Raw genomic sequence first — 20,868 nt, forward strand, 5'->3', positions numbered from 1 at the left:
ATAGTTTGAAATAGACGGTTGTATGGAAAGGCGGATCATTTATGAAGAGTGGAAAACGCCTGAAACGGATCATATGGTGCTTGGGGATTGTCCTCGTCATAGGTTTTTGCGGTTTGTTTATAGCTGATTATACAGTATTGAAATTGATGGATGTCTTTACTTCTGAAACAGAGGAGACATGGAGAGTTACTGATACTCTGCAAGAAGATCCTTTGCCTCTGAAAGATTTAGATGAGTCAGTTGCTAGTCATGACAAGCAATCGGTGGTAGAGAGTGAGAAAGATTCGCCTGAACAGCAGACAGGTGTCACACAAGAGAATGATAAGGTAAAAGAGAAAGAGAAAGTGCAAGAGAAGGATCAAGATAAAGTGAATGACAAAGGCGTGGAGGTTAATAACTCTAGTCAGCCTACTGGGACCGTATCGGATCAACAGGTGAATCATGTGCAAGAAAGCTTAACTGCAGGGGATAAAGCCAACATTATTTCCATCATGGCAAGTAATTTAGACAGATCGAGTTCGGAGAAACTATGGGAATTGGCCAAAGGAGGTCTGACTGTAGCAGAAAAGCGAGAAGCAAAAGAGCTACTTCTAACAACTCTATCATCTGATGACTATAATAAACTATCGAAAATGGCCAAGAAATATGGGATTAGCAAAGGGAAAACGTATGATGAGGCCAAACGTGAGCTGAACTTGCAACCATAATCTTATGCACGTGAAGCTACACCTCATACATTTCATGAAAAGGCGGTGTAACAATAACGATGGGAAAACAACGTAAAGGCAGGAAGAGAAGACGTCGGATCTATAAAAAAGATGCTCCTGTAGTGATTTTAGCTTCCCTCACCCTTATATTACTTTGTGTGTGGGGAGGCTTGTATTGGAGTGAAACTTCAGAGAAAGCAATCATTGCAGATGCCAATGTGAAGGAGCAGAGCCAGCAAATACTACAGAATGAAGAGGCACTCTTTATTGCAGACTCTGAAGGATTAATAGATATACAGGCGAACGAACAGCCGTCAGCGATAGACGAGATCAAGCCCATGGATTCTACAGTGACAGCCAATGATGAACGGGAGAAGAACACAGAATTATCGCCATTTACAGATGTCCCGAACCCACCGGACCAAACAGTCACGAAATCTGACAAACAAACTCTAACGAAACCAGATACGTCAAGCCCGATGCGCTCGAACACACAAAGCCCGACGAAGTTAGAGGAGCAAAGCCCAACGAAGCCAGATGAGCAAAGTCCGACGAAGTTAGATGAGCAAAGCCCGACGAAGTCAGATGAGCAAAGTCCGACGAATTCAAATGCACAGACTCCGATGACGAGCATGAAACAAGTCGAACCTGCAGTAAATCAAGCACAGAAATATGAACAAGAGATCATAAAGATTCATGCGAAGTGTACGAAGGATATGAATGTTGTACTAAGTGGAGCGGAGATGAGTTCCCAGCAACTCGATATGAGGAATCCCGTCAATATTCAGGAATGGAGAGAGAAACTAACGAAGGAGATTGCAACTGCAGAATCCAAATGTGGAGATTCATTTCAAGAACAAATGAACAACGCCAATGATGACTCAGTGTCAGAAAAAGTTATTGAGGAGTGGAGAAACTCATATAACGCTTTAAAGGCGAATCTTAAAAAGGAGTCGGAAGCGAAGCTACAGCAATTAATGGGAGGATAAGTCATTCATCCTTTGGTAAAGGACGGTCTCGGAGCACACGTTCAAGCAAGTTACGAATCAATTCGAGATCGTCCTGATCTAAAGGAACACCGTCCCAGTGAAGCTTCTCGTAATTTAAATATTCCTTTGCATTATGATTTAGTTTTTCAGGTGGCTCAGGGTAATCTGTAAGCCCCAAAAGATAATCTGCAGACGTGCGCAATTTTCGGGATATGGTTTGAATGGATTCTAACGTCGGTTGGCGGTATCCAGATTCATACCCTGCATACGTACTCTTTGCAACCCCAACGTAATCGGCAACTTCCTGCATGGTTAATTTCCTCTGTTTGCGCAACTGCTTTAGTCGCTTTGCGAACATCATCCGCCCCCCCTTCCAACGATACAGTATATTTTTCCGCTAAGTTAAGATACGCTTAAATCCACTCCTAGTAAATGGAATCATAATTATAGCATGTTCATCAATTGTGTGCACAACGTAAAAATGGAATTAATGTAATAAAGAGATAATGATTTTTTGAAAAACATATTGCAAACAATAAGACGATATGTTAGATTATAACCAAGCATTGGAAACGTTACCGATAACGCTACCGATGATTCAAGTAAGCGTTATCACTTGCTCTGTTTGAGAAATAGGGGTTGTACGTCAGAATGAAGAACTAAAAATCTCAAAGAAAAGAAGGGGAAAAACAATGAAGGTAAAAAAAATGTTAGGTCTTGTGCTAGCAGCAACATTAGCTATTGGAGTATTAAGTGCTTGTGGTAGCAACACAGATAAGAATGCTACAGATTCGAAAGATACGGCACCAGGCAAAGCTGGAGAAATTTATTTCTTGAACTTTAAACCTGAAATTGCAGAAACATATAAAAATATTGCTAAAGATTATGAAGCAGAAACAGGCGTTAAAGTAAAAGTTGTAACAGCCGCTGCAGGTACGTATGAAACAACATTGAAGTCTGAAGTTGCGAAGAAAGATGCTCCTACCATTTTCCAAATCAATGGGCCTGTTGGTTATGATGCTTGGAAAGATTACACTTTAGATCTTAAGGATACTAAGCTTTACAGCTACTTGTCAGATCAAAGTTTAGCAGTATCTAGCGAAGATGGCGTGTATGGTATCCCTTATGTTGTAGAAGGATATGGTATCATTTACAATGACGCTATTATGCAGAAATACTTCGCATTAGCAGATAAAGCGGTTGCTATCTCTTCAGCAGCTGAAATCAATAACTTTGCTACTCTAAAAGCAGTAGTTGAAGATATGACTGCTAAGAAAGACCAACTTGGCATTAAAGGTGTATTCTCATCTACTTCTTTAGGTGCAGGTGAGCAATGGAGATGGCAGTCCCACTTAGCTAATATTCCTTTGCACTATGAGTTCAATGATAATACTGAATTTGATAACAGCACTTTAGCTGGTTTAGCAAGTGATGAAATTACGTTTAAATACGGAGATAACTTCAAGAACCTATTTGACTTATACATCAATAATTCTGTTACTACTGGTAAACTTCTAGGTAGTAAAACAGTCACAGATTCTATGGCTGAATTTGCCCTTGGTCAATCGGCTATGGTTCAGAATGGTAACTGGGCATGGGGACAAATCGGTGAGGTAGAAGGTAACACAGTAGAGGCTGATAATATTAAGTATCTACCAATGTACACAGGTATGCCTGGTGAAGAGAAACAAGGTCTAGCTATTGGAACAGAGAACTACTTCTCCATCAATAGTAAAGTATCGGCTGAGAAGCAAGCGGCATCTGTTGCTTTCTTGGAATGGCTATTCTCAAGTGAAAAAGGGAAGAGCTACGTAACGAATGATTTAGGATTCATTGCACCATTCAATACATTTACAGAAGCTGAGAAACCAGCTGATCCACTAGCTAAAGAAGTATCAACATGGATGGAAAAAGATCTTGTATCCGTACCTTGGACATTCGCAGCATTTCCAAGTGAAGAGTTCAAGAATTACTTCGGTGATGCTTTGCTAGAATATGCTCAAGGTAATAAATCTTGGGATGATGTTGTTAAGATCGTTATAGATTCCTGGAAGTCTGAAAGAACTAAATAATAAATCATAAATACAATTGAACGAATGCCTTGCAAATTTCAATTGTTATGCTAGTGATATTTATGCCACTGAGTGCCACTTTTAAGGTGCTCAGTGGCATACACTATTTCCGCATACTGAGATAGGAGAAGACCAAATGCAAAAATCATATAAAAAATACTTTGCACTGTTTGCATTGCCAACGATACTGGCCTTTTCGGTAGTATTTATTATACCTTTTCTAATGGGTATATTTTTATCTTTCACGGAGTTCACAACGGTAACTGATGCCAAATGGGTTGGCTTCGACAATTACGTTAAGGCTTTTTCTAACCCGGAATTCATAAATGCTCTTTGGTTTACAGTTAAATTTACAGTATTATCTGTCCTAACTATTAACGTATTTGCATTCTTCATTGCAACGCTGCTAACAAAAGGGGTCAAAGGTACGAACTTTTTCAGAACTATATTTTTTATGCCGAACTTAATCGGTGGTATTGTACTAGGTTATATTTGGCAGCTCATTCTTAATGGTGCTTTACTGTACTTCGGGGTTACTTTGACTTTTGATGCCCAGTATGGATTCTGGGGATTGGTCATACTTATGAATTGGCAATTAATAGGGTATATGATGATTATCTATATAGCAGGTATTCAGAATGTTCCTAAAGATATAGTAGAAGCAGCAAAGATCGATGGTGCTACACGTTTTCAGGTGTTACGTAATGTGACCATACCGTTAGTTATGCCAGCGATTACCATATGTTTATTTCTTACACTATCTAACTCATTCAAATTATTTGATCAGAACTTAGCTTTAACGGCAGGAGCTCCTTCCAAACAAACAGCGATGTTGGCACTCGATATTTTCAATACCTTCTACAGTAGAACAGGTTATGAGGGTGTAGGCCAAGCAAAAGCAGTTGTGTTCTTCCTTCTGGTCGCAGCGATTGCGTTAATACAACTTGTCCTTACTAGAAGAAAGGAGATTGAGAGCTAATGGAAACTAACACAACGAAACTGAAGAATGGTATTGTAACCATATTCTTATCCGTTCTATCCTTGGCATTTTTGGCGCCTATATTAATCGTCTTTATGAACTCATTCAAAGGGAAATTCTATATTAGTGATGCCCCATTCCGTTTTCCTGATAGCACAACATTCGCAGGGATGAAGAACTACGTTAGTGGGATTGCCAAGACGAACTTCATGAGTGCATTTGGAATGTCATTGTTCATCACAGTATGTTCTGTAGCTGTTATTATTTTATTTACTTCGATGACGGCATGGTATATTACAAGGGTGAAATCGAAGTTCAATAATGCGTTGTACTACGTATTCGTGTTCTCAATGATCGTCCCTTTCCAAATGGTCATGTTCACGATGACTAAGGTGGCTAACACGTTAAATCTGGACAATCCGTTTGGGATTATATTAATATATCTAGGATTCGGTGCAGGACTATCCGTATTTATGTTCAGCGGGTTCGTGAAATCAATTCCTATTGAGATCGAAGAAGCTGTAATGATGGACGGATGTAATCCGGTTCAGGCATTCTTCAAGGTTGTATTACCAATCCTTAAGCCGACAGCTATAACGATATCGATTCTAAATGTGATGTGGGTATGGAATGATTACTTGCTCCCTGCGTTAGTTATTGGTAACGAATATAAAACAATTCCTGTTGCTATTCAGTATCTTAAGGGTGGATTTGGTTCCATAGATATGGGAGCAATGATGGCTATGCTCGTACTTGCAATTGTACCTATTGTCATATTCTATTTAACAAGCCAGAAGCATATTATTGAAGGCGTTGTTGCTGGAGCTGTTAAGGGATAAAGGGTTTATTATTATCCAGACTGCGGGGAAAGAATAACTATGGATAGAATTACAATTATTGATATTGCAAGAATGTGTGGCGTTGGTGTAACTACCGTATCTAGAGCGATCAATAATCATCCTGATATTAATGTAGAGACCAAAACAATGATCATGCAGGTCATTAAAGAAAATCATTATGTTCCAAACAACAGCGCTAGAAATCTGAAACGTGCTGCTTCCAAGACGATAGCTGTATTGATTAAAGGGATCACGAATCCATTTTTCAATCATATCATTAAAGTATTTGAAGAAGAGATTAAAAGGAAGAAGTATTCATTCATATTGCAACGAGTGGATGAGAATCAAGATGAAATCGATGTGGCCATTGAACTTGTGAAAGAGAAACGGCTAAAAGGCATTGTATTTCTTGGCGGGTATTTCTCACACTCTCAGGAAAAATTAACTCAGTTAACTGTTCCATTCGTCCTAAGTACGATAGGGATGACAGAAGAGTTTGAACCGAATGCTTATTCTTCCGTATCCGTGGATGACTTTAAAGAAAGCTATAAGATGGTAGATTATTTATGTAGTCAAGGACATCGGAAAATTGCTATCATTACCGCGCCTATGGAAGATGCGAGTATCGGAAAATTAAGATATGAAGGCTATAAGAAAGCTTTGAGTGATCATGGCATAGAGTTGGACTTACAATTGGTACGCATTATGAAAGAACATATTGAAAGTTATACGATGGAAAATGGATATGCCGTTACGAAAGAATTGTTAGAATCAAATGAAGAATTTACAGCGATCTATGCTCTTTCGGATAGTTTGGCGGTTGGAGCATGCAAAGCGATATTTGAAGTTGGAAAAAGAGTGCCGGAAGATTACTCGGTAGCTGGCTTTGACGGACTTGATATTTCATTCTTTTACAATCCTTCGATTACTACGATTAGACAGCCGGTAGTAGAAATAGCAACAGAGACGATAAAAATTTTATTTGATTTAATTGATAAAAAAATTACGCATTCACATAAAATTTTTCCAGCCGAATTAATTGTTAGAGAATCTACAAGAAGCATTGAGCCATAAATAAAACTTTCTAGTCCACGCTAAAACCGTGGACTTTTTTGAAATATAAGAAAGTATAAGTTTCACATGATACTCTATTCCTTATATTTTCGCTGAAACGGGTGCCGTCTTTGAAAAAGGACGGCATAGCCGTTTCTACTTGTTTATTTCCACTACACCTGTATCAATGAATATTGGAATGGACTTCCCTTCGGATGCCTGAAGCAGGCGTTCTACTATGAGCGTCCCCCAATCCTGTTCATTCTGAGATAGAGATGATGTGATTTGACCATTATGGATGGCCTCATTGATGCTTGGTGTCATTCCGAATGTGAAGGCATATCGATCAAGACCTTTCGCTTTCCACACGAATACGGAGGAGGAAGCGGAAATGAAATCTAGGCCAACAAAAGCGTCGAAATGAGGGTGGTTATCAATCATGAATTCAAGATCGGCTGTGGCAGTTGCTGAGTTCCCTTCGTTATAACGTACATCGAGAACCTGAATTTCCGTATGTTCATTTAAGTAAGTCAGTAATCCATCCAACCGTTCGCTTAAGCTGTTCATCTCAGACATACCTGTCTCGACTAATAACATTCCTTTATTGTTCAATAAAGAACTGATAATAACCCCCATTTGCTTACCAGAATGATAGTTATCTGTACCGATATATGCGAGGCGTTTGCTTCCAGGAGAATCCGATTCGAAACAGATGACAGGGATTCCTGAGTCCACGGCCTTGTTGATCATTGGAATAAGTGCAACAGAATCGATGGGGTCGATGGCGATCCCATCGACCTTCTGCCGAATCAAAGTATCCATCATCCGGATTTGTTGCTCTGAACTGGTTTCGTCTGGTGCTTTTACAATCAGGCGAACCCCATGTTCATTCGCGGTATCTTCTGCAATTTGTGTAATCATTCCATAATAGGAATGTGCCATAGGATAAATGATACCGAACGTCTTCGTCTTTGATACAATCTCACGGTTCTTGGACGAAGATATTGGACTGTCTGGAGTGGATGGATCTCCTTTGAAATTGATTACAATAAGGAGCGAGCATAATGCGAGAAAGCACAGTATCGTGGTGATCATAGTAGTCGTTTTTAGCATGCTATGATCCTCCCGTTCCAGAAGCCTGGATGGAGAATGTGTCATTCCGTCGGAATTCCTTGGTGGTCATCCCCGTTGATTTCTTGAATAAGTTAGAGAAATAGTGAGCATCATGATAACCGACTTGATAGGCGATTTCATAAGATTTGGCATGGGTTGACCTTAAGAGGTCCATGGCTTTACGAATACGAATATGTGTCACATATTCTATAAATGTCTGACCGGTTTCCTGGCTAAATATTTTACTAAGATGGCTCGGGCTTACACAGACAGATTCGGCCGCATCTAGAAGCGATAATTGATTATTGTGGTAATGGCAACGAATATATTCTTTCACTTGTTCTAGCATTTCCGTGTATTTATCGGCTGCATCTTTACGCTGTAACCAGTATTGTTCTGCAAGATTCGTTAGGTAAATGAAGGCCTTTTCCCAGTCATTGACGGTTTCTATTTGCTTCTGTAGCTTCCCCTGTATTTTGGCGGCTTCTACCGAATTTCGAAATGTCTCTTTTACACTTTGGAATACTTTGTAGGTAAGATCATTCAGAATATAGTAGCCGTAAAAAGATGAATTCCAATTCAACCTTTTCAATCCGGAAGCAAATTGTTCGATGAACGTCCTAATGTCGGTTGGCGATCCGAACTTAAGAAACTCGATGAATACATTATGATCTAGTGAAATTGTATGGTCCGGGGAGTCTCCATTAACTGTACTGAAATCATGCCGATTCTGCTTGGTAAGCCGACGCCAATGTTTATCGTCCTCCGCTTCGAGGTAGGAATCGTGAATGCCCTGTAACCGATCTTGAATATTCCCAATACCAAAGGATAGCTCGATTGGAACAGGTCCCTCGTCAAGATGACCATATTCCTCCTGTATGGAATTGATCGCAAGCTGAAGTTGTTCTTCGGTATTTCCTTGCAGGACCCACACCTTTTCTGTACGTATCCGCTTAAATGCTAGAAATTCAACCTGTTTCTTTAAGTCGCACTCAAACTTTGCCTCGATCTGTGCTAGAAGAGAGGTATCCATCGATAAGCCGTCTTCACGGTTACGAAAATCAGTAATCATGACGGTATAATATTTGGCTATAAGATGAAGAGAGAGTAAGGAAGCTGCATGGATGGCTTCGGCCGTTGTAATGAAGCCACTGCATAGATCAGCAAGAAGCATATCCTGTGTGCGTAACGTCTGATTAGTAACGATTTGTGTTAGCTTATTAATCCGTTCTTTCTCCTGACGTTCTGAATCAATCTTCTCACTGATCTGATGTAGTTGTTGGATAATATCAGCGGCACTAACTGGCTTCATACAATACTCATCGACACCGATTCGAAGCGCAGATCGAGCATATTCGAACTCGTCATGTCCACTGAGAATAATGATTTTAATGTCAGGCATCCGTTTGCGAACGATAGAACTGAGTTCCAAACCATTCATAAAGGGCATTTTAATATCGGTAATGAGGATGTCAGGCATCCACTGCTCAATAAGAGGTAAGGCAATCTCTCCATCCGAAGCATCACCGCAGTATTCAAAGCCTTCTTGTTCCCAATGGATGCAGTCCCGTATACTTTCTCGGAACAATATTTCATCGTCTACTAGCATAACTCTTTTCAAGGGTTATCCCTCCGTTCTATCGGAATACATAATGATACAAGTGTCCCCTGTAGTTCCACACTTTCTATGGCCACTCCGTAGTTACTTCCATAGTATAACCGGACCCTCTGATGTACGTTATAGAGACCGAATCCGATGATAACATCATCTTCTGTTAGTTCCTGCGAGGATGGAACGTCCAGTCTTTTACGAATTTGTTCCATACGCACGGGGCTAATTCCGATTCCATCATCTTCTACCACTAACGTAAACTGCCCCATGTCTTCTTTCTGTGCGCTGATCCGAATGAGTCCCATTCTTCTTTTGTTCTTAATGCCGTGATAAAGTGCATTCTCCACAATGGGTTGGAGTGTCATTTTTAGAATAGGTGTATTCAGTAAAGAGGGATGAACGTCAATTTCGTATTGTAGTATATCCCGATAACGCATCTGTTGAATAATTAAATAGCTCTGAACATGCTCAAGTTCATCCTTTAACGGAATCCAGTCACGCCCCTTGCTTAGGCTGATGCGGAAAAAACGTGAGAGAGCTTGAACGAGCTGTATGACTTGGGCATTCTTATTGGCTTCTGCCATCCATACAATCGAATCCAACGTATTGTACAGGAAATGTGGGTTGATCTGCGCTTGCAACGTTCGCAGCTCCGCTTTTTGAATTTGCTCTTGTTCGTTGATACTTTGTTCGAGCAGCATTTTGATTTGCTCTAACATGGTGTTGAAGCTTCTACCTAGATCAGCAATTTCATCTTGACCTGATGTCTTTACTTTGGCTTCGAGAAATCCTGAGGCCGCTTGGCGCATTTGCTTCTTCAATAATTGGACAGGTCGGATAAGCCATTTGGTCATGAAGAAATATAGTGTCATCGTAAACAGAATGCTCAGTGCAACGCTGATGATAATGACTTGTCTGATCTCATTGGCTTCCTCGACTATCTCCTGCAATGGTGCTGAGCCAACGATGATCCATCCCGTCTCCTCAGAAGTGGTATATACAATGAATTGAGGTTTGCCATGGGAGGATTCCACAAAGCTACCTCTTGGATTGATAAACTGATGTTGTAGCTCTGTTTGTTGAAGTTGAGACGCCTGAATCTGATTGTCTGGCTGTGAAGGCACAAAAATAGGCTTACCTATCTCATCTATGACGTGGAAGAACCCCGTTTGTCCAATCGTGGTATTATCGATAAATTGCTCGACGATGGAATCGTCTAGGTCAATGACAATAAACCCGATGACCTCGTGTGTGATTTGCTGTTTTACCGCGGCCATAATGGAAATGACGTTGGATTGCTTGTATTGAAATCCGTCTAACCTATCTAGAGGATCAGCATCAGAAGGGGTAATGTTCAGCACTTGATCGGGATGGTTAAGTAGTACGGTGAAATGAGGGTTGCGGAGCGGATTAACGTCAAGTTGGAATACACCGATCTGTTCACTAATCCCTTTCCCATACAAATTCACCATGGAGATGTTGAGAACACTCTCGTACTTATAGGTTTCTCTGTACAAATCAAAGGTTGTTAATATTTCTTTGGCATCCTCATAAGTCTCCGTTTGAGAATATAAGAAATGATGAACTGTCGGATTATTACTCAATTCGAGTAACTCACCAACATCTTGGAATAGAATGTCGATATCTCGGCCTAGCTGATCAGCAACCATCAACGTTGCCGACTTACTGTGGTCGCTGACTGTGTTGAACGACTTCTGATAGGAAACTGAGCCGACCGCGATCAAGGGAATGGAAGTTAGAATGACGAATAGGGTTAGCAGTTTAGCTCGTACGCTTGAATTAATCCATTGCAATAATCTCATATGGGTCATGTAACCCTTCTATAAATAATGTAAGCGATTCCAGTGATCAATAATTATCATATCAAAAAAACGACTTATTTTCTATGGATATAGAGAAAGACCATAAAATCACAATTTTTAAACAAATAATCAAACAAACACAAATGAATGAAAGAAAAATAAACAAAAAAACATAAAGAATACGTAAGGACCTCCGTATATTTAAGATCTGAAAGCGCTCTATAATGAGTTCACGCCAATGATTGGTGATGACAAGGGGAGGTTTGAAATAAATGAGAAAAGCAAAAAAGATGGGAGCCTTTACGGTATTAATGTCATTGATGTTGTTGGTAGCGGCTTGTGGTGGTAACAATGGTGCTGCGAATAACGGTAAAGCGAATCAACCTGCTAAGACGACGACAGCGGTGACGGATACAGCCACAGATACATCTTCAGACAAGAAAATTGTGTTAGGTTTCTCGCAGGTAGGGGCAGAGAGCGGCTGGCGCACGGCGAATACGACTTCAATACAGGATTCTGCTAAAGAAGCAGGTATTGATCTCAAGTTCTCCGATGCACAGCAGAAGCAAGAAAACCAAATCAAAGCGATACGCTCCTTTATTCAACAAAAGGTGGATGTGATTGGTTTCTCTCCAGTGGTAGAGTCCGGTTGGGATACGGTTCTAAAAGAAGCCAAAGACGCAGGTATTCCGGTCATTCTGACGGACCGTTCTGTCGATTCTACGGATACCTCACTTTATGTAACGTTTCTAGGCTCTGACTTCGTGCTTGAAGGGGAAAAGGCGGGTGCATGGCTCGCGGACCAATATAAGGACGCTACTAAACAAGTGAATATTGTTGAGTTACAAGGAACAACAGGATCAGCTCCTGCGATTGACCGCAAAGAAGGATTTGAGAATCAAATTAAAAATAATGCTAATCTCAAAATTATTGCTTCTCAAACAGGAGATTTTACTCGCGCTAAAGGAAAAGAAGTGATGCAAGCATTCTTGAAAGCGAATAAGGATATCGACGTGCTTTACGCTCATAACGATGATATGGCTTTAGGGGCAATTCAGGCTATTGAAGCTGCTGGTCTGAAACCAGGTGAAGATATTATCATCATCACGGTTGACGGAATTAAAGATGGCTTCCAAGCTGCAAGCGAGGGCAAGATTAACTTTATCGTGGAATGTAACCCATTGTTTGGTGGGCAATTGATGCAAGCTGCTAAAGATGTTGTCGCTGGCAATGATGTGCCGAAACGAACAGTAGTGCAAGAAGGTACATTTACGATCGATCAAGCGAAAGAAGCACTTCCTAACCGTATGTATTAAATTTCTACAATAGTTAGAATGATAGGCCACTTCATCGTCAAAGGGTCCTTTGGCCGAAGTGGTCTTATACAACAGAGTGGATAGGAGAGAGGATTATGGACCAGCAACGACCTATTTTGCAAATGACGGATATTCACAAACAGTTTCCTGGAGTAAAAGCACTCTCTGGCATTAACTTCCGCTTATTCCCTGGAGAAGTTCATGCGTTAATGGGAGAGAATGGGGCTGGAAAGTCAACTCTTATCAAGGTATTAACTGGGGTCTATGCGATTGATCAAGGTACGGTGGATTTAGAGAGTAGGTCAATATCTATACAAAGCCCACAACATGCTGTGGAAATTGGTATAAGTACCGTATATCAAGAAGTTAACTTATGTCCGAATTTGTCGGTTGCGGAGAATATCTTTATCGGTCGAGAGCCACGTCGCTACGGTCGGATCTTATGGAAAGAGATTAATCGAAGAGCTTCACAATTACTCAAAGGGCGATTACAGCTTGACATCGATGTAACCATGCCTTTGCATAGTTATTCAGTAGCGATACAGCAACTTGTTGCGATAGCACGTACCTTGGATGTTTCTGCTAAAGTTCTTATTCTGGATGAACCAACGTCCAGCTTGGATCAGAATGAAGTGAAGCAATTATTCCAGATTATGAACCAATTAAAGAATGAAGGACTAGCCATCCTATTCGTTACTCATTTCTTAGAACAAGTATATGAAATGTCAGATCGTATAACCATTCTCCGTAATGGAGAATTTGTTGGGGAATATTTAACCAAAGATCTCCCTCGAATAGAATTAGTATCGAAGATGATAGGTAAGGAACTGCATATGCTTGAAGATCTTCCTAAGACGAAAGAAGGCCGAGAGGGAATAGATGAGGTATTAATGGAGGCATCTGGGCTTGGAAGAAAGGGATCTATCGAGCCATTCTCCTTACGTATTGGAAAGGGAGAAGTCGTGGGACTAGCAGGACTTCTCGGTTCTGGCAGAACAGAGCTAGCACGACTATTGTTCGGAGCGGATCGTGCCGATCAGGGGAGTCTTAAGTTCGGTGATAGCGGGGGAACAGTAAATTCTCCTAAACAGGCGATTGAACAAGGTATCGCCTTCTGTTCTGAGAATCGAAAAACGGAAGGCATTATTGAGAACTTAACGATTCGAGAGAATATCATTCTTGCCCTTCAGGCTAGTCTCGGTTTGTTCCGGACCATTCCCCGCAAGAAGCAAGAAGAAATTGCAGAAGAATATATTAAGAAGCTGAACATCAGTCCCCCGAATCCAGAGCATCTAGTCAAAAACTTAAGTGGTGGTAATCAACAAAAGGTTATTCTTGCCCGGTGGTTATTAATGCAGCCCAAGCTACTCATCTTAGATGAGCCTACGCGTGGGATTGATGTGGGGACGAAAGCAGAAATTCAGAAATTGGTTATATCCTTATCGCGAGAGCAAAAAATGTCTTTCATATTTATATCCTCGGAATTAGAAGAAGTCGTTCGTGTTAGTGATCGCATCGCAGTTCTTCGAGATCGTAATATGATAAAAGTAATGGATGGTCATGAAATAAGCCAACACCATGTATTACAGGCAATTGCGGGAGGTCAATCAACCCATGGCTAAGTTAACGAAGCATCACATATTTTGGCCAATAACTATGTTAGCGGCACTATTATTATTTAATTTATGTTATTCTCCTGATTTCTTCTCAATTCAGGTACGTAACGGCCATCTGTATGGAAGTCTGATCGATATATTAAACTTTGGTGCACCCCTCATTGTGGTCGCTATCGGAATGACTCTAGTCATTGCGACCAAAGGAGTAGATCTCTCAGTCGGATCCCTTGTTGCGATTACAGGGGCATCAGCTTGTTTGGTCCTTAGTAAGAGTGGTGATCAGAACGCGTTTACTGTGGTACTGCTAGCGATCATCGTTTCGCTCACATTGGCTTTGATATTAGGGATATGGAATGGTTTATTGGTATCGCTAGGAGGAATTCAGCCCATTATTGCAACACTTATTCTGATGGTAGCTGGACGTGGAATGGCTCAACTGATCACGAGTGGTCAGATTATTACGGTTTCAAGTCCACGCTATAACTATATCGGTGCGGGATCGCTCGTGGGATTACCCTTTTCCATCTTCATTGTGATGGCTATATTTATTGCTGCAGTGTTGCTAACTCGTAAAACAGCACTTGGATTGTTTATCGAATCTGTCGGTACGAATTCACAAGCGAGTCGTCTTGCAGGAATTCGCTCGAAAGCGATCCTGATTTCGGTCTATGTCTTCTGTGGTGTATGTGCGGGTGTTGCGGGACTGATACTGAGCTCCAATGTTTCCAGCGCGGACGGGAACAATGCCGGATTATGGATTGAGCTTGATGCTATTCTTGCCGTCGTTATTGGAGGAACATCCATGAATGGAGGCAGATTTTATCTCTCAGGAACGCTTGTGGGTGCACTTATTATTCAGACATTAACGACAACGATCTATATGATTGGTGTTCCTCCAGAAATAACGTTGGTTGTTAAGGCGTTTGTCGTGTTAATCGTATGTCTGATTCAGTCTGAAGCATTCCGCAAGACGCTATTTGATCGTGGGAAGACCCGGAAGAACTCGGGTAAGACGGAGGTAACACGACATGCTTAAGAAACAATATCTTCCGATCATTGTGACGGTAGCCTTGTTTATGATTATGTTCGTAGCAGGCTCATTTCGATATACTGGATTCTTCTCGGCACAGGTGCTGTTGAATCTATTGATTGATAATGCCTTCCTCTTGATCGTAGCTATAGGGATGACCTTCGTCATCATATCAGGTGGTATCGACTTATCCGTAGGATCAATGATAGCCCTTACCACAATGATTTCGGCAAGTCTTATTCAGAACTTAGGCTGGCCACCATTTATTGTAATTCCGTTGGTGCTGATGATCGGTGCCATTATTGGTTGTGCAATGGGCGCCATTATTCATTATTTCAATATTCAGCCGTTTATCGTAACGTTGGGGGGCATGTTCTTGGCTAGAGGTCTTTGTTATGTGATCAGTATCAATACGATTACGATTAATAATGCCTTCTATACTAGTATGGCACAGACCAAGGTCCATCTTCCGGGAGGCAACTTCATCTCCATAAGTGTACTTATTGCGTTGATTGCTATTGCGCTTGCTGTTTATCTGGCTCATCATACTCGCTTCGGTCGTAATGTGTATGCATTGGGTGGTAGTGAACAATCTGCTGTATTGATGGGGCTACCAGTAGCACGTACTAAAATTCTCGTCTACACGTTAAGTGGCTTTTGTTCCGCGCTATCCGGTGTGGTATTTACATTCTATATGCTGTCTGGTTATGGGCTACATGCAAATGGTTTGGAATTGGATGCCATTGCAGCAGTCGTGATTGGAGGGACCCTACTTACTGGGGGCGTTGGGTATATTGTAGGCACATTCTTTGGAGTCATGATACAAGGGATTATTCAAACGATTATTAGCTTTGAAGGAACCTTAAGCTCTTGGTGGACAAAGATTGTGATAGGACTATTATTGTTCAGCTTCATTGTGTTTCAAAGGCTACTTACTTCAAGGCGAACGTCTGGGAGAGGATAACAAGTCGTGATACCATCCTCAGAGGGGGAGGGTATCACTTTTTCGTAGAAATAGGGTTCTTCCATTTTGAAGCGGGATATGTCAAACTTTGAAATAGGAATTCAACTAGAGTTCAAGGTGACTATGATCCCTAAATCTGCTTATGGAAAGGGAATATGATGAATAGACGGTTAGTACTCATGATGTGTATGGTTGTATTGTTCAGCTTATTGTTTATAGGTTGCGAGTCTGTTCAGACAACGGAGACTTCTGTCCCCCCCTCAGATACGGGCAATTCAGAGATATCCATACAGGACAATGAATCCGTTGAACTGATTGAATCATTGTATTCATCTGAGCCGATTAGGCTAGGATTTTCTCAGTTGGGTTCGGAAAGTGATTGGCGTAGAGCTAACACGAACTCGGTGAAGGAATCTGCAAAGGAAGCCGGGATTACGCTATTATTCGAGAATGCGGAGCAATCCCAGGAGAAGCAATTTGAAGCGATCCGTTCTTTTATCCAACAAAAGGTGGATGTCATTGCGATTGCACCAGTCGTACAATCCGGGTGGGAGCCTATTCTTCTCGAAGTGAAGCAAGCTGGAATACCTGTGATCATAGCGGATCGTTCCGTTAATGTGAGTGATCCATCCCTTTATGTGACGTTTATTGGCTCAGACTTTTATGATGAAGGTCGTAAAGCAGGCAAGTACTTGTTGGATAAAATGAGGGAGAAACCTGGGCCTATCGGGATCGTAGAACTACAAGGAACGATGGACTCTACTCCGACTATTGAGCGAAAGAATGGTTTCCGAGAGATCATTACTTCTCGCCCCGATTTTAAAATATTGAAGAGTAAATCGGCCAACTTCACCCTTGAAGAGGGTAAAGAAGTGATGCAGTCAATCATAGAAGAACAAGGTAAAGATATAGATGTATTGTTCTCACATAACGATGATATGGCGCTAGGTGCAATTGAAGCTATTGAGGCGGCTGGTTTGCGTCCGGGCATAGATATTATCATCATATCTGTAGATGGAACACGTAAGTCTTTTGAAATGATGGTCGAAGGTAAAATCAATGCTGTTGTCGAATGCAACCCGCTATTAGGAATGAATCTGATGCAGGCTGTTCAAGAGATCATCGGGGGCAAGAACCTACCGAAACGTATAGTGCTTCCAGAGAGCATTTATACTCAGGCTGTTGCGGAACGAGAAGTAAATAATAGAAAGTACTAATATATGATCCTCCGACCCAGTTATGGGAATGGGGGATTTTTATTGTAATATCTGTAACTTAATCATGTGAGAGACGTCTATACAGTATAGTGCACGCTAGATAGAGACCTATAAATTGGAAGAGGTGGATGGGTTGAGAAAGCTTTTATTTACAAGCTTAATTTGGTTGATGTTGGTTGTTGTTGTTGGATGTAGTAATAATACACAAGAGTACTCAGGGAAAGTGGAAGCGGAAGTAACATTACGACAGTATACGGATGCCATAGCAGATCAAGATGCTGGAGCGTTATTTGAATTATACGGTGGTAGCTATGAGTGGATAGGAAGTTTTTTGGGAGGATTCTTGCCTGAATTAGATCTAGAAGATAAGAAGAACTTATTTGAAGCTTATGTCGTGCAAGGGTTAGTACCTAGAATCTCTCTTAACGAAATGTTAGAACAAAAAGAAGTAAATAAAGAAGAATATATATTTGAGGTTAATTATCTAAATGAAGATGGATCAGCATTCGTAACCAGGGAAGTCGATACGATAAAAGATAAAGAGTTTACTTATACCGTGAAAAAAGTCGATGGAAAGTTTAAAGTAATGGAACTTCCTCCTTACCAACCATAATAGAGGAAGCTAGATATAATCGTATTAAATCTCCCTTAGCGGGAGGTTTTTTAACATAATAGAAAGTATAAGCTTTTTGGAGGACTTCCCGCTCTACCCTTTATGATTATTGAAAGTCTATATAAGGTGTTGAAATCACTTGAATAGCCGATACGACACCCACCAAATTCGATCCATATTCCATGAAAGATCATAAATTGCGGATGTAATTCAGTGGAATAGGCATAGAGTGGGGATGTTAGTGTGACGAACAATGCTTCGCGCATGAAGGTAGTGAAGGTGAGGCTAGAATAGATGCATAAAGTACTTTTAATTAGCAGGAAAAGTAGGGGAAGAGAGAATTAGTTGTAAAAACAACAGTTAAAAATGGCGATAACGCTGAAAAGTGGAATTTCCAGTAATTTAGATGTACTCCATGCAACTAAAGTTAGCTTCAGAGGGATTGGGTTGAATGTAGTTGTACTTATTACACCTAATAGTGAATGGTGGAGGCGGAAGGCGTTTCTTTAATAAAAGCAATTTGACAATCATTACTGAAACAATTATAGTTACAGTATAGCTTTCGAAAAGTTATTAAATAGATATTATTCTCAAACTAACTTAAATGGTGGTGATTTGTAATGAGTATTGAAATAGGTGATTGGGTCAAGGGAAATACAAATCAAGGCGAATTAATACATGGTTTTATCGATTCAATAAATTTGTTAGCTGGCACTATGGGAATACATGTGATTGCCTCGGATCACGAAACGGTGATTGGTACAACTATTGATGTACGTAATCAAGGTGTGAAAAAGCTCCAAGAGAGTTCCTTAGATAATAGTGAGCAATTAAAGAATCTAATCGATATCGCATTATTGGCTAAAGATGAACAATGGTTCATGGAATTAACCGATCAATTAAACTCAATTCATCATGCATCCAATTCACATATAGAGGATTATTTGATTACAGATATGAAGAGCAATCGATTAGGAATATTGTAAATGGCACATGATGGGGCCAATGGATACCTAAAAGTGATATGAAGTATCGCTAGCATCAAAAGCATAAACTCCTTGAAAAAGGACGACATAGTCGTCTCTGCTTGAAATATAGGAAAGTATAAGTTTTCGTTACTTTTATCTCCTATATTTTTGGACAAACGGTCCTTCTTCGCATAAGCGAAGGACGGCGTAGCCGTTTATCTTTATCTAGATTGAGAGATGGGTGCATCTGTGTTAATATGGAAGTAACTATAATGATCGGAGGGTTCTCGAAGAGATGAATGATACAATCCGTTTTCAACCTTTGTACCACTAATTGAATAGTGCAAAGGCTCTGCTACTGTGCAGGGCGAACGGGATTGGTCTGTATATTTCTAGAGAACTCCATTTATTGCGAATAATCGCATCAATAAAGAGGAGGGCGACCCCGCCCTCTTTTTGTTGTATTTATGGATAATTACCCCTACAATCATCCATACCATGGCTTATTAGACCGAAGGATCTTTCATTTTTGTGTATACATATATGAAAGGTCATCTTTTAGGTAAAGATGGATATATCCCGTTCGCTTAACCACAGGAGATTAGCCTGAGGTTTTTTATTATGAACTTAAAGGAGATTAAATTAATGGAAGAATTGCAACAGCGAGCGATCCTGGTAGGTGTCAATGTGAAGCATCAAGAGGATTTCGAATACTCTATGGAGGAACTAGGGAACTTGGCTTCGGCTTGTCATGTAGAAGTTGTAGAACAGCTGACACAAAACTTAGAGAAAGTGAATAAAACTCACTATATTGGAAAAGGGAAAGTACAGGACCTCAGAGCATTGTATGAGGAGCAGGAAGCAAACATGGTTATTTTTAACGATGAATTGTCTCCCTCCCAAATTCGTAATCTGGAAGCAGACTTACAATGTAAGGTGATTGATCGGACTATTCTAATCCTAGATATATTTGAGAAGCGGGCAAAGACAAGGGAAGCTCAACTTCAAGTGGAGGTAGCCCAACTGCAGTATATGCTTCCTAGATTAATCGGTTTGCGTGAATCCTTGGGCCGGCAAGGTGGAGGTGTTGGTACCAAGAATAAAGGTGTTGGGGAGACGAAGCTTGAGCTTGATCGTCGTAGAATAGAGGATAAAATCAGCGCTTTGAACAAAGAACTGGAGACACTCGTATCTCAACGCCAAACCCAACGCAAGCAGCGCCAAAGAAATAAGCTTCCAGTCGTATCACTAGTTGGCTACACAAACGCAGGGAAATCAACGATCATGAATGCTTTGGTAGAGTCGTTCAGTCCATCCGGTAACAAGTTGGTGTTTGAGAAGGATATGTTGTTCGCGACACTGGAAACCTCGGTTCGTAATATACATCTCGAAGATAATAAGTCCTTTCTACTGACAGACACGGTCGGATTTGTAAGTAAACTTCCTCATCATCTTATCAAGGCGTTTCGATCTACGCTTGAAGAAGTGGCAGAAGCCGATCTGTTGATTCATGTGATTGATTATTCTAACGCTAAGTATGAGCAGTTGATGAATATTACAGAACATACATTAGAAGAGATCGGTATTACAAATATTGAAACGATCCTTGCGTACAATAAATGTGATGTGGTCGATTGTGAAATTCCAGTAGTAGATGGTGATAGTATTTACCTTGCGGCGAAGCCGAGAGTGGGTATATCCGAACTTGTGGACTTGATTAGATCACATATCTTTAAAGATTATATACAGTGTGTGATGCTGATTCCTTTTGATCAAGGGCAAGTGGTTTCCTATTTAAATGAACATGCACATGTGATCTCTACTGAATATGATCATGAGGGTACACGATTGACACTCGAATGCAGAGCGATGGATGTTGAGAAGTATCGTGAGTACGTAGTCTGAATTGATGCAGGACGAATGGAATAATATTTAAACATAGAAAACAAGGCTCCCT

19 protein-coding genes are annotated in these 20,868 nt (G+C 40.7%); 15 read left to right on the forward strand and 4 right to left on the reverse strand.

The window, feature by feature from the left end:
- Nucleotides 1-41: 41 nt before the first annotated feature.
- Both ACP8HI_RS02100 and ACP8HI_RS02105 read left to right on the forward strand, forming a co-directional pair.
- On the forward strand, nt 42-707 hold the full coding sequence (locus tag ACP8HI_RS02100) for a hypothetical protein (protein WP_438349500.1): 666 nt from the start codon (nt 42-44) through the stop codon (nt 705-707).
- A 59-nt stretch (nt 708-766) separates the two neighbouring features.
- On the forward strand, nt 767-1,696 hold the full coding sequence (locus tag ACP8HI_RS02105; RefSeq protein ID WP_438349501.1) for a hypothetical protein: 930 nt from the start codon (nt 767-769) through the stop codon (nt 1,694-1,696).
- Nucleotide 1,697: 1 nt separating this feature from the next.
- Here the strand turns inward: ACP8HI_RS02105 and ACP8HI_RS02110 are convergent, their stop codons facing one another.
- A complete protein-coding gene (locus ACP8HI_RS02110) occupies nt 1,698-2,057 on the reverse strand; it encodes a helix-turn-helix domain-containing protein (RefSeq protein ID WP_438349502.1) in 360 nt (119 codons plus the stop codon).
- Between the two features lie 331 nt (nt 2,058-2,388).
- On the opposite strand from ACP8HI_RS02110, the gene ACP8HI_RS02115 reads away from it, so the two are divergent.
- The 4 genes from ACP8HI_RS02115 to ACP8HI_RS02130 all read left to right on the forward strand — a co-directional run bounded on the left by ACP8HI_RS02115 (nt 2,389) and on the right by ACP8HI_RS02130 (nt 6,660).
- Entirely contained in the window at nt 2,389-3,768 is a 1,380-nt protein-coding gene (locus ACP8HI_RS02115; RefSeq protein ID WP_438349503.1) for an ABC transporter substrate-binding protein, read from the forward strand.
- A 136-nt stretch (nt 3,769-3,904) separates the two neighbouring features.
- Complete coding sequence (locus tag ACP8HI_RS02120; protein ID WP_438349504.1) at nt 3,905-4,747, forward strand: carbohydrate ABC transporter permease; 843 nt, start codon at nt 3,905-3,907, stop codon at nt 4,745-4,747.
- A complete protein-coding gene (locus ACP8HI_RS02125; protein ID WP_438349505.1) occupies nt 4,747-5,586 on the forward strand; it encodes a carbohydrate ABC transporter permease in 840 nt (279 codons plus the stop codon). The genes ACP8HI_RS02120 and ACP8HI_RS02125 overlap by 1 nt, the downstream gene beginning before the upstream one ends.
- Before the next feature lie 39 nt (nt 5,587-5,625).
- Complete coding sequence (locus ACP8HI_RS02130) at nt 5,626-6,660, forward strand: LacI family DNA-binding transcriptional regulator (RefSeq protein ID WP_438349506.1); 1,035 nt, start codon at nt 5,626-5,628, stop codon at nt 6,658-6,660.
- 135 nt (nt 6,661-6,795) lie between these two features.
- Here the strand turns inward: ACP8HI_RS02130 and ACP8HI_RS02135 are convergent, their stop codons facing one another.
- Genes ACP8HI_RS02135 through ACP8HI_RS02145 form a run of 3 tightly spaced genes read right to left on the reverse strand, consistent with a single transcriptional unit; the run spans nt 6,796 to nt 11,196 of the window.
- On the reverse strand, nt 6,796-7,752 hold the full coding sequence (locus tag ACP8HI_RS02135) for a sugar ABC transporter substrate-binding protein (protein ID WP_438349507.1): 957 nt from the start codon (nt 7,750-7,752) through the stop codon (nt 6,796-6,798).
- 1 nt (nt 7,753) lies between these two features.
- Nucleotides 7,754-9,373, reverse strand: a complete 1,620-nt coding sequence (locus ACP8HI_RS02140) for a response regulator (protein ID WP_438349508.1) — start codon at nt 9,371-9,373, stop codon at nt 7,754-7,756.
- Entirely contained in the window at nt 9,370-11,196 is a 1,827-nt protein-coding gene (locus tag ACP8HI_RS02145) for a histidine kinase (protein ID WP_438349509.1), read from the reverse strand. The genes ACP8HI_RS02140 and ACP8HI_RS02145 overlap by 4 nt, the downstream gene beginning before the upstream one ends.
- A gap of 263 nt (nt 11,197-11,459) precedes the next feature.
- On the opposite strand from ACP8HI_RS02145, the gene ACP8HI_RS02150 reads away from it, so the two are divergent.
- The 9 genes from ACP8HI_RS02150 to hflX all read left to right on the forward strand — a co-directional run bounded on the left by ACP8HI_RS02150 (nt 11,460) and on the right by hflX (nt 20,816).
- Nucleotides 11,460-12,503: an ABC transporter substrate-binding protein gene (locus ACP8HI_RS02150; RefSeq protein WP_438349510.1), complete on the forward strand. Its 1,044-nt coding sequence runs from the start codon at nt 11,460-11,462 to the stop codon at nt 12,501-12,503.
- Between the two features lie 95 nt (nt 12,504-12,598).
- The gene (locus tag ACP8HI_RS02155) at nt 12,599-14,125 is read left to right on the forward strand and encodes a sugar ABC transporter ATP-binding protein (protein WP_438349511.1); all 1,527 of its coding nucleotides are present in this window, start codon (nt 12,599-12,601) and stop codon (nt 14,123-14,125) included.
- Complete coding sequence (locus tag ACP8HI_RS02160) at nt 14,118-15,155, forward strand: ABC transporter permease (protein ID WP_438349512.1); 1,038 nt, start codon at nt 14,118-14,120, stop codon at nt 15,153-15,155. Before ACP8HI_RS02155 ends, ACP8HI_RS02160 begins: the two co-directional genes overlap by 8 nt.
- The gene (yjfF, locus tag ACP8HI_RS02165; RefSeq protein WP_438349513.1) at nt 15,148-16,113 is read left to right on the forward strand and encodes a galactofuranose ABC transporter, permease protein YjfF; all 966 of its coding nucleotides are present in this window, start codon (nt 15,148-15,150) and stop codon (nt 16,111-16,113) included. Before ACP8HI_RS02160 ends, yjfF begins: the two co-directional genes overlap by 8 nt.
- A 155-nt stretch (nt 16,114-16,268) precedes the next feature.
- Nucleotides 16,269-17,330 (forward strand): ABC transporter substrate-binding protein, encoded by a 1,062-nt coding sequence (locus ACP8HI_RS02170; RefSeq protein WP_438349514.1) that lies wholly within the window; start codon nt 16,269-16,271, stop codon nt 17,328-17,330.
- Nucleotides 17,331-17,463: 133 nt separating this feature from the next.
- Complete coding sequence (locus ACP8HI_RS02175; RefSeq protein WP_438349515.1) at nt 17,464-17,943, forward strand: hypothetical protein; 480 nt, start codon at nt 17,464-17,466, stop codon at nt 17,941-17,943.
- A gap of 366 nt (nt 17,944-18,309) precedes the next feature.
- A complete protein-coding gene (locus ACP8HI_RS02180; RefSeq protein ID WP_438349516.1) occupies nt 18,310-18,453 on the forward strand; it encodes a hypothetical protein in 144 nt (47 codons plus the stop codon).
- A gap of 110 nt (nt 18,454-18,563) precedes the next feature.
- Complete coding sequence (locus tag ACP8HI_RS02185) at nt 18,564-18,929, forward strand: IDEAL domain-containing protein (protein ID WP_438349517.1); 366 nt, start codon at nt 18,564-18,566, stop codon at nt 18,927-18,929.
- 627 nt (nt 18,930-19,556) lie between these two features.
- Nucleotides 19,557-20,816 carry a GTPase HflX gene (gene hflX, locus ACP8HI_RS02190; RefSeq protein ID WP_438349518.1) on the forward strand — a complete coding sequence of 420 codons (1,260 nt, stop codon included), beginning with the start codon at nt 19,557-19,559 and terminating at the stop codon, nt 20,814-20,816.
- Nucleotides 20,817-20,868 lie beyond the last annotated feature (52 nt).

It is taken from the genome of Paenibacillus sp. FA6 (assembly GCF_051550225.1).
Taxonomy (GTDB): domain Bacteria; phylum Bacillota; class Bacilli; order Paenibacillales; family Paenibacillaceae; genus Paenibacillus_AQ.